Source organism: Pseudomonas sp. GL_139_B (genome assembly GCF_057834475.1).
Genome location: NZ_CM174403.1, coordinates 5,023,388 through 5,037,649 on the forward strand (window position 1 = coordinate 5,023,388; position 14,262 = coordinate 5,037,649).

Sequence of the window (14,262 nt, forward strand, 5' to 3'; positions counted from 1 at the left end):
CGTGGCTTGCCCGCGATGGCCACGACGCGGTCTAAAGTCAAATCCTGCCCCACATCAAGTAAACGATAATTCCTCTTATTCAAACTCTGCTGCCCTGTTAGACTTTGCGCCCTTGTTTTGCTCGTCTTGCAGGATGTCTGATGCCCCCGCTGTTCCTTCGCTTGTCCGCACTGTTGCTGGCCCTGTGCCTGAGTGCCTGCGATGACGCCCCGCGTTTTACCAAGGCCGAACCCGGTGAAGCCCGGTCCGGTGGCAGCGCGACCGTGCGCAAGACCGATCAGAACTCGTTTTCCCAGCCGTCCGCCAACCTGCCACCGTCACGGCGTGTTGACTTCAGCGTCGGCAACAGTTTCTTCCGCAGCCCGTGGGTGATCGCCCCGTCGACCACCACCGCCCGCGATGGCCTGGGTCCGCTGTTCAACACCAACGCTTGTCAGGGCTGCCACATCAAGGACGGTCGCGGCCATCCGCCGACGCCGGATGCAGCAAATGCCGTGTCGATGCTCGTACGCCTGTCGATCCCCAACACGCCGGCTTATGCCAGCGTCATCGAACAGCTCGGCGTGGTGCCTGAACCGGTCTACGGTGGCCAATTCCAGGACATGGCCGTCCCCGGCGTTGCCCCGGAAGGCAAAGTACGCGTCGATTACGCACCCGTTCCAGTGCGGTTCAAGGACGGCACTGAAGTCGAGTTGCGCAAGCCGAGCCTGAACATCACTCAATTGGGCTATGGCCCGATGCATCCCGATACCCGTTTCTCGGCGCGCGTCGCCCCGCCAATGATTGGCCTGGGTTTGCTCGAAGCGATCCCCGACGAGACGATCCTGGCCAATGCCGAAGCGCAGGCCAAGGATAAAAACGGCATCAATGGACGCCCAAACCGGGTCTGGGATGACGTGCAACAGAAGACCGTCCTCGGCCGATTTGGCTGGAAAGCCGGACAACCGAACCTCAATCAGCAAAATGTTCACGCGTTTTCAGGTGATATGGGCCTGACGACCAGCCTCAGGCCGTTCGATGACTGCACCGACGCTCAAACCGCCTGCAAACAGGCGCCGAACGGCAACGGCCCCGATGGCGAGCCGGAAGTCAGCGACAACATCTTGCGTCTGGTGCTGTTCTACAGCCGTAACCTTGCAGTACCGGCCCGCCGCGATGTCAGTGCCCCGCAAGTGCTGGCCGGCAAAAATCTGTTCTTCCAGGCCGGATGCCAGTCCTGCCACACGCCGAAATACACCACCGCCGCCAACGCCGCAGAACCTGAACTGGCCAATCAAGTGATTCGCCCGTACAGCGATCTGCTGCTGCATGACATGGGCGACGGTCTGGCCGACAACCGCACTGAATTCCAGGCCAGTGGCCGCGACTGGCGCACCCCGCCGTTGTGGGGCATCGGCCTGACGCAAGCGGTCAGTGGCCACACCCAGTTTTTGCATGATGGCCGCGCGCGCAATCTGCTCGAAGCCGTGCTCTGGCATGGCGGCGAAGCTCAGGCTGCGCGTGAACAGGTTTTGTCTTTCAATGCCGAGCAGCGCGCTGCGTTGCTGGCGTTTTTGAATTCTCTTTAAACACTTATAAAGAATCGGGAGCCCGACATGTTCCGTCCCAAATTGTTGTTCACCAGCCTTGCAGCACTCGCACTGGCCGCCTGTTCACCGCAGGACCCGCAAGCCGTGACATCGGCCGCCATTGCCAAATCGGTGATCCTGCCGACCTACACCCGCTGGGTTGAAGCCGACCGCCAATTGGCCGTCAGCGCCCTCTCCTATTGCGAAGGCAAGGAAAGCCTCGACACCGCCCGCGCCGACTTCCTGCACGCGCAGAAAGCCTGGGCCGAGTTGCAACCGCTGCTGATCGGTCCGCTGGCCGAGGGCAACCGTTCGTGGCAGGTGCAGTTCTGGCCGGACAAGAAGAACCTGGTCGGCCGTCAGGTCGAGCAATTGGTCACCGCGCAACCGCAGATCGATGCCGCCGCCCTGGCCAAGTCCAGCGTTGTGGTTCAGGGCCTCTCGGCCTATGAATACATCCTGTTCGACAGCAAGCCAGACGTGGCCAATGACGCGCAAAAAGCCAAATACTGCCCACTGCTGAAGGCCATTGGCGAGCGTCAGAAACAACTGGCCGAAGAGATTCTGCAAAGCTGGAACAACACCGACGGCATGCTCGCGCAAATGAGCAAGTTCCCGAACCAGCGCTACGCCGACTCTCACGAAGCCATCGCCGACTTGCTGCGCGTGCAAGTCACCGCCATCGACACCCTGAAGAAAAAACTCGGCACGCCAATGGGCCGCCAGAGCAAGGGCGTGCCGCAGCCGTTCCAGGCCGATGCATGGCGCAGCCAGTCGTCTCTGACCGGTATCGAAACCAGCCTCGCCGCGGCCAAAACCGTGTGGGAAGGCGTCGACAACAAAGGCCTGCGCAGCCTGTTGCCGGCTGAGCAAAAACCCTTGGCCGACAAGATCGATGCCGCCTACGCTGCCTCGCTGAAGCTTTTCGCCAGCAACCAGCGCTCGTTGACTGAAATGCTCAACGACGATGCCGGTCGCCAGCAACTCAACGATCTGTACGACAGCCTCAACGTGGTCCATCGCCTGCACGAAGGCGAACTGGCCAAGGCGCTGGGCATTCAACTGGGCTTCAACGCCAACGACGGTGACTGATGAGGACGAGTGCCATGCTGCGACGTCAGGCTCTGACTTTAGGTAGCTTGCTGCTGGGAGCAGTGACACTGGGCGGCTGGACGCTGTTCAAGCAAAAGGACAAAAGCCCGCTGCTGTTGTCGGCGCGCGATGATACCGACGGCAAGCATTACGCCGTCGGCTATCGGCTGGACGGCACTCGGGTGTTCGCCACCCAGGTCGGCCAGCGCTGCCACGACATCATCAACCACCCGACGCTGTCGATTGCGTTGTTCGTCGCCCGTCGTCCGGGCACCGAGAGTTACCTGATCGACCTGCGTGACGGCACGTTGTTGCAAACCGTAACCGCGCAGCCGAACCGGCACTTTTACGGGCACGCGGTGATTCACAAAAGCGGCGATTGGCTGTACGCCACCGAGAACGACACCACCGATCCGGGTCGCGGCTTGCTGGGTGTGTATAAGTTCGAGGATGAGCGGCTGGTGCACAGCGGCGAGATTTCCACCCATGGCCTCGGCCCGCATCAGGTGTCATGGATGCCCGATGGTGAAACCCTGGTCGTGGCCAACGGCGGCATTCGCACCGAGGCTGAAAGCCGGGTCGACATGAACCTCAACGCCATGGAGCCAAGCCTGGTGCTGATGCAGCGCGACGGCACCTTGTTGAGCAAGGAAACCCTGGCCCAGCAGATGAACAGCGTGCGCCATCTGGGAATCGCCAGCGACGGCACCATCGTTGCCGGACAGCAATTCATGGGGCCGTCACACGAATCGTCGGAGTTGCTGGCAATCAAGCGCCCCGGCCAGCCGTTCGTGGCGTTTCCCGTGCCCGAGCATCAGTTGCAGGCGATGGGGCATTACACCGCCAGTGTTGCGGTGCACAGCGAACTGCGCCTGGTGGCGTTGACCGCTCCCCGAGGCAACCGCTTTTTCATCTGGGACCTGGACAGCGGTGAAGTGCGCCTGGATGCACCACTTCCCGATTGCGCCGGAGTCGGTGCCGTAGCCGATGGTTTTGTCGTGACTTCGGGCCAGGGCCGCTGTCGCTACTACGATTGCCGCCAGACCAATCTGGTTGCACAACCGCTGGAGCTGCCGGCAGGGCTCTGGGACAACCACCTGCACCTCATCTAGACACGGTCCTCTGTAGCAGCTGGCGCAGCCTGCGTCGGCCGGTCCGCGCTCGGGCGCAGCCGTCGTCATCCCGGACATCCGGTTGCGCCTGACACACCGAGGTGCATGGTTTTACGACGGCTGCGCCGCCGGACGCAGGCTGCGCCAGCTGCTAGAGGGATCGGCCTATGAAATGTGTCAGCTGGAATCACCCGCGCACACGGGGTAATGTGCCTCTCTGTCTCACTTGATTTTCTCCAAGGAACTGGAACTATGCTGCGTCGCCGCATGCTGATCATGTTGGGTGTTGTTCTGCTGATCGTACTGGTCCTGGCCGGTTATAAAGCCTTCTCCATTTACACGATGATTCAAGGCTTCTCTGCGCCAAAACCGCCGATCAGTGTCGCTGTGGCCACGGCTACCGAACGTCCGTGGCAAGCTCGCCTGCCAACCGTTGGCACCCTCAAGGCACTGCAAGGCGTAGACCTGAGCCTGGAAATCGCCGGCACTGTCACAGATGTGCAGTTTCAGTCAGGCCAGAAGGTCAAGGCCGGCCAGCCGATCGTGCAACTCGACAGCGCCGTGGAAACCGCTCTTTTGGAGACTGCTCAGGCCGACCTCGGGCTGGCCCAGGTGGATTACACCCGTGGCAGCCAACTGGTGGGCAGTCAGGCCATTTCCAAAGGCGAGTTCGATCGCCTCTCGGCCGTCCTGAAAAAGAGCAAGGCCACAGTCAATCAACTCAAGGCCTCGCTTGAAAAAAAACGCATCTTCGCACCCTTCAGCGGAACCATCGGCATTCGTCAGGTCGACGTGGGTGACTACGTGGCCAGCGGCACCATGATTGCCACCCTGCAAGACCTCAGCAGTCTCTACGTCGACTTTTTCATGCCTGAGCAGTCAGTACCGAAGATCGCAATTGGGCAACCGGTGCAGATCATTGTCTCGGCTTATCCGACACAGGAATTTCCCGGCACCATTACTGCGATCAACCCGAAAGTCGAGAACAGCACGCGCAATGTGCAAGTGCGCGCCACCCTGGCCAACCCCGACGGCAAACTGTTGCCTGGCATGTTCGCCAGCCTGCAAGTGCTTCTGCCCAACCCGCAGCCGCGCGTCGTCGTGCCGGAAAGCGCGATCACCTACACCCTCTACGGCAATTCGATTTACGTGGTCGCGCAAAAAAAAGCCGAAGACGGCAGCGTCGAGAAGAACGACAAGGGTGAGCCGATCCTGGTCGCCGAACGGCGTTTCATTGAAACCGGTGAGCGTCGCGAGGGTCTGGTGATCATTACCAAAGGCGTGCAGGACGGCGAAAAAGTGGTCACAGCCGGCCAGATCAAACTGGACAACGGTGCGCCCATCGCGATCAGCGACGACAAGACCCTAGCCGAGAAGAACAGTCAGCCGCGCGCGGACTGATCAAGGAATCCCCATGGCTTTTACCGACCCGTTCATCCGCCGCCCGGTCCTCGCGACCGTGGTCAGCCTGTTGATAGTGCTGCTGGGCTTTCAGGCCTGGAGCAAACTGCCGCTGCGCCAGTACCCGATCATGGAAAACGCCCTGATCACGGTGACGACCGCGTACCCCGGAGCCAACGCCGAAACCATTCAGGGCTACATCACCCAACCGATGCAGCAGAGTCTGGCCAGCGCCGAGGGGATCGACTATATGACCTCGGTCAGTCGCCAGAACTTCTCTGTGATCTCGATCTACGCGCGCGTCGGCGCCAACACCGACCGTTTGTTTACCGAACTGCTGGCCAAAGCCAACGAGGTGAAGAACAAGCTACCTCAAGACGCCGAAGACCCTGTATTGAGCAAGGAATCGGCCGACGCCTCGGCGCTGATGTACATCAGTTACTTCAGCAAGGAACTGAGCAACCCGCAGATCACCGATTACCTGTCGCGGGTCATACAGCCGAAATTGGCGACGCTACCGGGCATGGCCGAAGCCGAGATTCTCGGCAATCAGGTGTTTGCCATGCGCCTGTGGCTGGACCCGGTGAAGCTCGCCGGTTTCGGCTTGAGTGCCAGCGACGTGACCAACGCGGTGCGCCAGTACAACTTCCTTTCCGCCGCCGGCGAGGTGAAAGGCGAGTACGTGGTGACCAGCATCAACGCCAACACCGAGCTCAAATCCGCCGAGGCCTTTTCGGCGATTCCACTGAAGATCGATGGCGACAGTCGGGTGCTGTTGCGTGATGTGGCGCGGGTGGAAATGGGCGCGGAAAACTACGACACCATCAGCTCCTTCGGCGGCACGCCTTCGGTGTACATCGGCATCAAGGCCACGCCCGGCGCCAACCCGCTGGACGTGATCAAGGAAGTGCGCAAGATCATGCCGGACCTGGATGCCCAGTTGCCGCCCAACCTCAAAGGTGAGATTGCCTACGACGCCACGCTGTTCATCCAGGCCTCGATCGACGAAGTAGTGAAAACCCTGTTCGAGGCGGTGCTGATCGTAATTGTGGTGGTGTTCCTGTTCCTCGGCGCCTTTCGCTCGGTGGTGATCCCGGTGGTCACGATCCCGTTGTCGATGATCGGCGTGATGTTCTTCATGCAAATGATGGGGTACTCGATCAACCTGCTGACACTACTGGCCATGGTGTTGGCCATCGGCCTGGTGGTGGACGACGCTATCGTGGTGGTCGAGAACATTCACCGGCACATCGAAGAAGGCAAGACGCCTTTTGATGCCGCCATCGAAGGCGCCCGGGAAATCGCCATGCCGGTGGTGTCCATGACCATCACCCTGGCGGCGGTCTACGCGCCAATTGGCTTCCTGACGGGGCTGACGGGGGCGTTATTCAAGGAGTTTGCCCTGACGCTGGCCGGGGCGGTGGTGATCTCCGGGGTCATTGCACTGACCTTGTCACCGATGATGTGCGCGCTGCTGTTGCGTCACGATGAAAACCCCAGCGGGCTGGCTCATCGCCTGGACCTGATTTTTGAAGGCCTGAAGCGACGTTATCAACAGATGCTTCACGGCACCCTCAACACCCGGCCCGTGGTGCTGGTGTTCGCGGTCATTGTGCTGTGCCTGATTCCGGTGCTGCTCAAGTTCACCAAATCGGAACTGGCTCCGGACGAGGATCAGGGCATCATTTTCATGTTGGCCAACGCCCCGCAACCGACCAACCTCAATTACCTGAACACTTACACCGACGAGTTCATCTCGATCTTCAAAGCATTTCCCGAGTATTACTCTTCGTTCCAGATCAATGGTTTCAACGGCGTGCAATCGGGGATCGGCGGCTTCTTGCTCAAGCCGTGGAACCAGCGCGACCGCACTCAAATGCAGATCCTCCCCACCGTCCAGGCGAAACTGGAAAGCATTCCGGGGTTGCAGGTTTTCGGTTTCAACCTGCCGTCCCTGCCCGGTACTGGCGAGGGGCTGCCGTTTCAGTTCGTCATCAATACAGCCAACGATTACGAGTTGCTGCTGCAAGTGATGGACCGGGTGAAAAAGCGCGCAATGGAGTCCGGCAAATTCGCCTTCGTCGACGTTGACCTGGCCTTCGACAAACCGGAAGTGGTGGTCGATATCGACCGGGCCAAAGCCGCGCAGATGGGCGTGTCGATGCAAGATCTGGGCGGAACGCTGGCGACGTTGCTGGGTGAGGCGGAAATCAACCGTTTCACTATCGAGGGTCGCAGTTACAAGGTCATTGCGCAGGTTGAACGCCCGTTCCGGGATAACCCGGACTGGCTCAATAACTATTACGTGAAGAACACCAAAGGCGAACTGCTGGCCCTGTCGACCCTGATCACCGTGACCGACCGTGCCCGACCGCGGCAGTTGAACCAGTTCCAGCAACTCAACTCGGCCATCCTGTCAGGGGTGCCGCTGGTCAGCATGGGCGAAGCCATCGATGCCGTGCGGCAGATCGCCCGGGAAGAAGCCCCCGCGGGCTTCGCCATCGACTATGCCGGCGCATCGCGGCAATACGTTCAGGAAGGCAGCGCCCTGTGGGTGACCTTCGCCTTGGCACTGGCGATCATTTTTCTGGTACTGGCCGCTCAGTTTGAAAGCTTTCGCGACCCGCTGGTGATTCTGGTGACCGTACCGCTGTCGATTTGCGGTGCGTTGATCCCGCTTTTCCTCGGCTGGTCGAGCATGAATATCTACACCCAGGTCGGGCTGGTGACCCTGATCGGGCTGATCAGCAAGCACGGCATTCTGATCGTCGAGTTTGCCAACCTGCTCCGCAAGGAAAAGGGCTTGACGGCTCGCGAAGCGGTGGAGGAAGCGGCGGCCATTCGGCTTCGTCCCGTCTTGATGACCACGGCAGCGATGGTGTTCGGCATGGTGCCGTTGATCATTGCTACGGGCGCAGGTGCGGTAAGCCGGTTTGATATCGGGACGGTGATCGCTACGGGGATGTCTATCGGGACGCTGTTTACCTTGTTTGTGTTGCCTTGCATTTACACCTTGCTGGCCAAACCCGACACCAAAGAACACGCATAACCCTCTGTAGGAGTGAGCTTGCTCGCTCCTACAGGGGGATTGGTGTTGGACAAATAAAAGGCCTCGCACTTGCGAGGCCTTTTATTTTGGCTTCAATCTGTTCAACTTTGCGGCCTCACTCCCTGAGCAAGCCCGAACATCAGCAACAACAAATCGTGGTCGGGTTGCGCAGCCGCGGAGGCTTTGATTGCCCGCGGTATTGGACAGTGGGCATCGCCGCCCACTGAACTGAGGACCTGCGTGCGAGGCTGCTCCCATGCAGCCATCGCCAATGTAGCAACTGCCAAGGCTCCAACCAAAAACAAACCTCGCGCAATTTCCAGTTTCATCGCTATAAACCTTTGATAGCGCTGCCAAACGCCGTCTCGTAAAAGTAGACGAGTTTTTTCCAATCCGCAGCGCTGAACGACGAGTGGCGACGCAGTTGCTTCATGTCATGAGCGGCCGCTTGAGAAGCGGTCATACGCTGCCGGCACTTCTCCAGATCGATCAAGGCGATTTCCGGCTTGGCCGACTCGCCTTCACCGGTGACACGCAAAAATACGTGCTTGATGTAGATGCAACTGTGCTGCCAACGGCCCTTGTGCATACGGGCGAGGTTCTCGGCCAGGTCTTTCAAGACGCGCTCATGCACCGCTTCGCCATGACGCTCACGGCCACCACCGGCGTACCAGTGTTCGATTTCCTCGAAGCCATCCAGCGACTTGGTCACCAGCAATGCGCGCCATTTGTGCACAGGGTCGCGCTGTGCGCCGCAGAAAACGATTTCAGGAACCCGCACGTCGAGCTTGCGCAGGCCGATGAGGGCATCTTGCTCACGCAATACGGTCGGTCGGCCGAACGGGTGCAACCAGCTGCGATAGATATGGCCGGTCTGACGCTTGGCGTAAAGCAACTGTCCACTGCTGTCCGTAACGCGCTGCACGCCACTCTCTCCACCGCGGCGAATGTTGGGTTCTTCTACCCATTCACCGCGCTGGTTCCAGAAATAGTCGAAGCGATCCTGGGGAGCGACTTCCTTTTCTGCTGCCGATTGCACTGCCATCCTGTTACCTCTTGCGTAATACGTAAACGCGCCACATCGCGTAGAGCGGTATGAAGTCCAGTTTTTCCTGGATACGGAAACCCGCCTGCTCAAACTCCTTTTCCACCGTTGCGGCCTGTAGCACAAAGCGGTTTTGGTAACCTTCCTGCCCACGCCGCGCTTCTGAACGCTTGCGTTTCCAGGCCTTGAAGTTACCGTCCACCCACAACGAAAGGATCACGCTGTCACGGGAGACACGCTGGAATTCGCGAAAAATGGCCATTCGATGTTCGGATTCACCGATGTGGTGCAGCAAACGCATGCAGAAAATGCTGTCGACAGCGTTATCAGGCAAGGCGATGTCGAAGGCAGAGGTGTGCAAGGGTTGTACACGTTTGACCACGTCGGCGGGTTGCGACTGCATGGCAATCTTCACCATCGACTCAGAGTTGTCGGCACCGATGATCGCACGGTTGGCTTTTTCCGCCAGCATTGGCCAGAAACGCCCGGCACCGCATGGCAAATCGAGTACAAGTCCAGGATCACCGACCAGCTTCAGCGCCTTGCGCGCCAGCTGAACGTCACGCCAGTGGGACAACTTGCGACCGAGCCCATCCTGATGCTTGCGCAGGTAGTGTTGAGCGTGTTGATCGTCGTATTTTTCGGAAAAATCAAGTTTGATCGGGTCGTCCATCATCAAGGTCTCCTGAAATGCTGATGTCATCAACCTTAGGTAGTTTAGTGTCAGTGCAAGGTCGTGTGTTTGTGAAAATTTCGTTGAGTAAAACTTCGAACTATTTCAAGATTTTACAGGATGATAACAATAGCTCATGGCATCTCACCGTGACCATTCAATCAACTGGCATTCGACGCCGGTAACTCGACCTCTAATTCGACCTGAAAACGACAGCCATTGGGCTCCATTGTCGTCAGGCTGACAGTCCAGCCCTGGTTCTCACAAATCCGCTGCACCAGCGACAACCCCAGCCCCAGGCCTTCGCCGCGCTTTTCGGACCCCCGCACGAAAGGCTCGAACATCGCTTCGCGCTTGTCCTCTGGAATGCCCACACCACTGTCCTCGACCAAAAAACCCGTGGCCGTGAGGGTCAGGCGAATGAACCCGCGTTCGGTGTAATGCAGAGCGTTGCGCAACAAGTTGCCCATTACCGCGTGCAAGAGGGTTGCGTTGTAACTGGTGGCTGGAGGGGGGCCTGGCTCGAAAATCAGCGTCAGCCCCTTCATTTCAATGGGCTCTCGCCACAGATTGAGCAGCCCGTCAGCGACCTGCTTCACGTTCTGCTGGGGCGACATGCTCGCGTCTTCACGCTGTGCGCGGGCCAGCATCAGAAAGGTTTGTACCAGCTCTCGCATCTCTTCACAGGCCCGGGCAATGCGCTCGACCTGGGCGTGGCCGCGCTGATCGATACCGGGGTTTTCCAACAGCAGCTCACAGGAACTGGCCAGCACCATCAATGGCGTACGCAGTTCGTGGCTGACGTCACTGGTAAACAACCGCTCGCGGTTCAACGCCTGGCGCAAGCGCCCGAGGGTGGCGTCGAAGGCAACAGCCAGCTCGCCTACTTCGTCGGCCGCATAGTCGGGCGCCAGGGGCGGCGCCAGCCCTAACAACTGATCACGATGACGCACCTGCCGAGCCAGACGGACCACCGGCGCCATGACTTTGCGCGCCAGGACCCAACCGAGAAAAACTGCCAGCGCCAGGCTCAGCACGAAGCCCACTAACACCACGGCAAACAGCACCCGCTCACGCTCTTCGAAATCGCTTTGGTCCTGAAGCAAAACATAACGCCGGCCGTCGACGATTTCGACCATGGCGTGATAAGACAAATGATCGCGAAAAACCTCGTGAAAACCCGAGTCCAGGTTGCGCAAATCCTTTGGCAGTTCGAAATCGCCTGCCCCACCACTGAAGTAGAACAACTGGTCCGGCTCGGGACGGTGGTTCCAGTCTGACATGCTGTCCATCAGCAACAGACGGTTCAAGTCACCGCCCAGACCGGACGAAATCAGTTTTTCTTCCACCACGTGTACGGTCGCCACAATGCCCATGGCAAAAGCGCCAGCCACCAATGCGCTCATCAGCGCAAAGGCGATGATGATTCGTTGAGCAAGGCTCTGCTTAAACTCCATCACGGCCCTCGGCCAGGCGATAACCTACACCGTGAACGGTTTGCAGCAATGGCTTGGCGAATGGCTTGTCGATGACCTGACGCAGTTGATGGACGTGGCTACGCAGGCTGTCACTGTCCGGGCAGTCGTCGCCCCACAGCGCCTCTTCGAGTATTTCGCGGCGCAGTACGTGCGGGCTTTTCTGCATCAGCACGGCCAGCAATTTCAAGCCCACCGGGTTGAGCTTGAGCAGTCGGCCTTCGCGGGTCACTTCCAGGGTATCGAGGTCGTAGGCCAGATCGCCAACCTGCAACGTACGACGACCGCCACCTTGAGTGCGGCGCATCACCGCCTCGATCCGCGCGGCCAGTTCAGACAGGGCAAAAGGTTTGATCAGGTAATCATCAGCGCCGGATTTGAAGCCTTGCAGCCGGTCATCCAGTTGATCGCGAGCGGTGAGCATGATCACCGGTGTATCGCGACGGGCGTCTTCGCGCAGGCGTTTGCACAGGGTGTAACCGTCGATGCCTGGCAGCATGATATCAAGCACGATCAAGTCGTAATGCTCTGTGGCCGCCAGGTGCAGGCCAGACAGACCGTCTTGTGCACAATCCACGGTGTAGCCTTTGAGGCCCAGATAATCAGCCAGGTTGGCCAGGATATCGCGGTTGTCTTCAACCAATAGAATTCGCATGGGCACTCCTCCGTACACAGTAACGGCCGTCTTGGCCCGCGCAGCTTAAGGCCAAGTGTGGCTCAGGGCTAGGGTTGCGGACAGGAGGAATCAATTCGCACAACCAAATGATAGAGTTAACACGTTTTTCACTATGGATTCACACCCTGACTACAGCGGTCGGGTGAAGATCCCGCGTAACTGATAATAAGGAATGTACACAACATGGACTTCTTCAAGACGGCTCCCATGCGCTTTCTCCTGCTGGTCGCCGGTGCCTGGCTGGCCATTTTCTTTCTGACCCGAACGGTTCTGCTGCTCACTCATCTGGACGAGGCCGGTAGCGGCTTCCTGTCAGTGTTCGGCATCGGCTTGATTTATGACCTGGGCTTTATTGCCTATGCGGCACTGCCAATGGGCCTCTACTTGCTGCTGTGTCCACCGGGCCTGTGGCGTTTGCGCGCTCATCGCTGGTTTCTTCAGGGGCTTCTGACGGTCAGCCTGTTCGCCATGCTCTTTACCGCGGTGGCCGAGTGGCTGTTCTGGGATGAATTTGGTGTGCGCTTCAATTTCATCGCCGTCGACTACCTGGTGTATTCCGACGAAGTACTGAACAACCTGCTCGAATCCTATCCGATCGGTAAGCTACTGAGCCTGCTCGCGGTCCTGGCCGTGGGCCTGAGCTTCGTATTACGCAAGCCCTTCAATGCCGCGATGAATGCCCCGCTTCCACCCTTGCGCGGGCGCCTGCTGAATGCCCTGGGGTTATTGATCGTTGCTGGGTTGAGCCTGCAATTGCTCAGCCAGGACTCGCCTCGCGCACAAGGCGGTAACGCCTACCAAAACGAGCTGGCGAGTAACGGTCCGTACCAATTTTTTGCAGCGTTCCGTAACAACGAACTGGATTACACGCAGTTTTACAGCACCTTGCCGAGTGACGTTGTCGCACAGCAGATTCGGGCCGAGCTAAGCGAACCAAATGCGCGCTTCATCGGCACCGACCCGCAAGACATCCGTCGGGATATCGATAATCCTGGCACCCTGCGCAAACCCAATATCATATTGGTGACCATCGAAAGCTTCAGCGCCAAATACATGGGCAGCAATGGCAACCAGTTCAACCTGACGCCCAACCTCGATGCCTTGCGCAAACAGAGCCTGTATTTCAACAACTTTTACGCCACTGGCACCCGTACTGACCGGGGCCTGGAAGCAATCACTCTGGCCATCCCACCGACACCGGGGCGCTCAATCGTCAAGCGCGTAGGGCGTGAAAGCGGTTTTGCCAGTCTCGGCCAGCAACTCAACGCCGTCGGTTACGACAGCGTGTTTGTTTATGGTGGGCGCGGCTATTTCGACAACATGAACGCGTTTTTCAGCGGCAATGGTTACCGTGTAGTCGACCAGAGCAGCGTCGATGAGGCAGAGATTCACTTCAAGAATGCCTGGGGTATGGCCGACGAAGATTTGTATAAGCAGACGCTTAAACTGGCTGACGCCGACTATGCGAAGCAACAGCCGTTTCTACTGCAACTGATGACCACGTCCAACCACCGCCCTTACACCTATCCGGAGAATCGGATCGACATCAAATCCGGTGATGGCCGTAACGGTGCAGTGAAATACACAGACTATGCCATTGGTCAGTTCCTTGATCAGGCGCGCAAAAAGCCCTGGTTTGACAATACAATCTTCATCTTCGTCGCCGATCACACCGCTGGCAGCGCCGGTAAAGAAGACTTGCCGATCAGTAACTATCAGATTCCGCTGTTCATTTATGCACCGAAGTTGATCGAAGCCCGTGAGACCGCACAACTGGCCAGCCAAATCGACCTCGCGCCCACCTTGCTGGGTTTGCTGAATCTGGATTATGAATCGACGTTCTTTGGTCGCAACCTGTTGCAGGACAATCCGCTGCCACCGCGAGTGGTGGTTGGCAATTATCAACACCTGGGGTTGTTTGACGGTAAGGATCTGGCGATCCTTAGCCCGCGCCAAGGGTTGCGTCGACATGATGACGCGCTGACCGACAGTCGCGAGTCCCGTGCCACCGCCAACGATCCATTGATCACCCGTGCGATTACCTATTACCAAACGGCCAGTTATGGCTTCAAGCAACAGCTGCTTGGCTGGAAGGCGCCCAAGGAGGGTGCCGGCCAAGTCAGCGACCGTTAACCGAATCGCCCCAGGCTGATGCCCTGGGGCTTGTTTCC

General features: G+C 58.6%; 11 protein-coding genes. 6 read left to right on the top strand and 5 right to left on the bottom strand.

Annotated features, from left to right (window positions below):
- Nucleotides 1-140: 140 nt before the first annotated feature.
- From AC3ISI_RS22935 to AC3ISI_RS22955, 5 genes are all read left to right on the top strand, one after another.
- Complete coding sequence (locus tag AC3ISI_RS22935; RefSeq protein ID WP_489333936.1) at nt 141-1,568, top strand: di-heme oxidoreductase family protein; 1,428 nt, start codon at nt 141-143, stop codon at nt 1,566-1,568.
- Between the two features lie 27 nt (nt 1,569-1,595).
- A complete protein-coding gene (locus tag AC3ISI_RS22940) occupies nt 1,596-2,660 on the top strand; it encodes an imelysin family protein (protein WP_489333937.1) in 1,065 nt (354 codons plus the stop codon).
- Between the two features lie 14 nt (nt 2,661-2,674).
- Complete coding sequence (locus AC3ISI_RS22945) at nt 2,675-3,772, top strand: DUF1513 domain-containing protein (RefSeq protein WP_489333938.1); 1,098 nt, start codon at nt 2,675-2,677, stop codon at nt 3,770-3,772.
- A gap of 252 nt (nt 3,773-4,024) precedes the next feature.
- Entirely contained in the window at nt 4,025-5,173 is a 1,149-nt protein-coding gene (locus AC3ISI_RS22950) for an efflux RND transporter periplasmic adaptor subunit (RefSeq protein WP_489333939.1), read from the top strand.
- Nucleotides 5,174-5,186: 13 nt separating this feature from the next.
- Nucleotides 5,187-8,222 (top strand): multidrug efflux RND transporter permease subunit, encoded by a 3,036-nt coding sequence (locus tag AC3ISI_RS22955; RefSeq protein WP_489333940.1) that lies wholly within the window; start codon nt 5,187-5,189, stop codon nt 8,220-8,222.
- Nucleotides 8,223-8,323: 101 nt separating this feature from the next.
- Here the strand turns inward: AC3ISI_RS22955 and AC3ISI_RS22960 are convergent, their stop codons facing one another.
- From AC3ISI_RS22960 to colR, 5 genes are all read right to left on the bottom strand, one after another.
- Nucleotides 8,324-8,551 carry a hypothetical protein gene (locus AC3ISI_RS22960; protein ID WP_489333941.1) on the bottom strand — a complete coding sequence of 76 codons (228 nt, stop codon included), beginning with the start codon at nt 8,549-8,551 and terminating at the stop codon, nt 8,324-8,326.
- A gap of 2 nt (nt 8,552-8,553) precedes the next feature.
- Entirely contained in the window at nt 8,554-9,267 is a 714-nt protein-coding gene (locus AC3ISI_RS22965) for a lipopolysaccharide kinase InaA family protein (RefSeq protein ID WP_489333942.1), read from the bottom strand.
- Nucleotides 9,268-9,271: 4 nt separating this feature from the next.
- Entirely contained in the window at nt 9,272-9,940 is a 669-nt protein-coding gene (locus AC3ISI_RS22970; protein WP_489337773.1) for a class I SAM-dependent methyltransferase, read from the bottom strand.
- A gap of 161 nt (nt 9,941-10,101) precedes the next feature.
- Nucleotides 10,102-11,397: a sensor histidine kinase gene (locus AC3ISI_RS22975; protein ID WP_489333943.1), complete on the bottom strand. Its 1,296-nt coding sequence runs from the start codon at nt 11,395-11,397 to the stop codon at nt 10,102-10,104.
- Nucleotides 11,387-12,070: a two-component system response regulator ColR gene (gene colR / locus AC3ISI_RS22980; protein WP_007948597.1), complete on the bottom strand. Its 684-nt coding sequence runs from the start codon at nt 12,068-12,070 to the stop codon at nt 11,387-11,389. The genes AC3ISI_RS22975 and colR overlap by 11 nt, the downstream gene beginning before the upstream one ends.
- A 204-nt stretch (nt 12,071-12,274) precedes the next feature.
- Here colR and AC3ISI_RS22985 point away from each other — a divergent pair, with 204 nt between their 5' ends.
- On the top strand, nt 12,275-14,224 hold the full coding sequence (locus tag AC3ISI_RS22985; protein ID WP_489333944.1) for an LTA synthase family protein: 1,950 nt from the start codon (nt 12,275-12,277) through the stop codon (nt 14,222-14,224).
- The last annotated feature ends 38 nt before the right edge of the window (nt 14,225-14,262 follow it).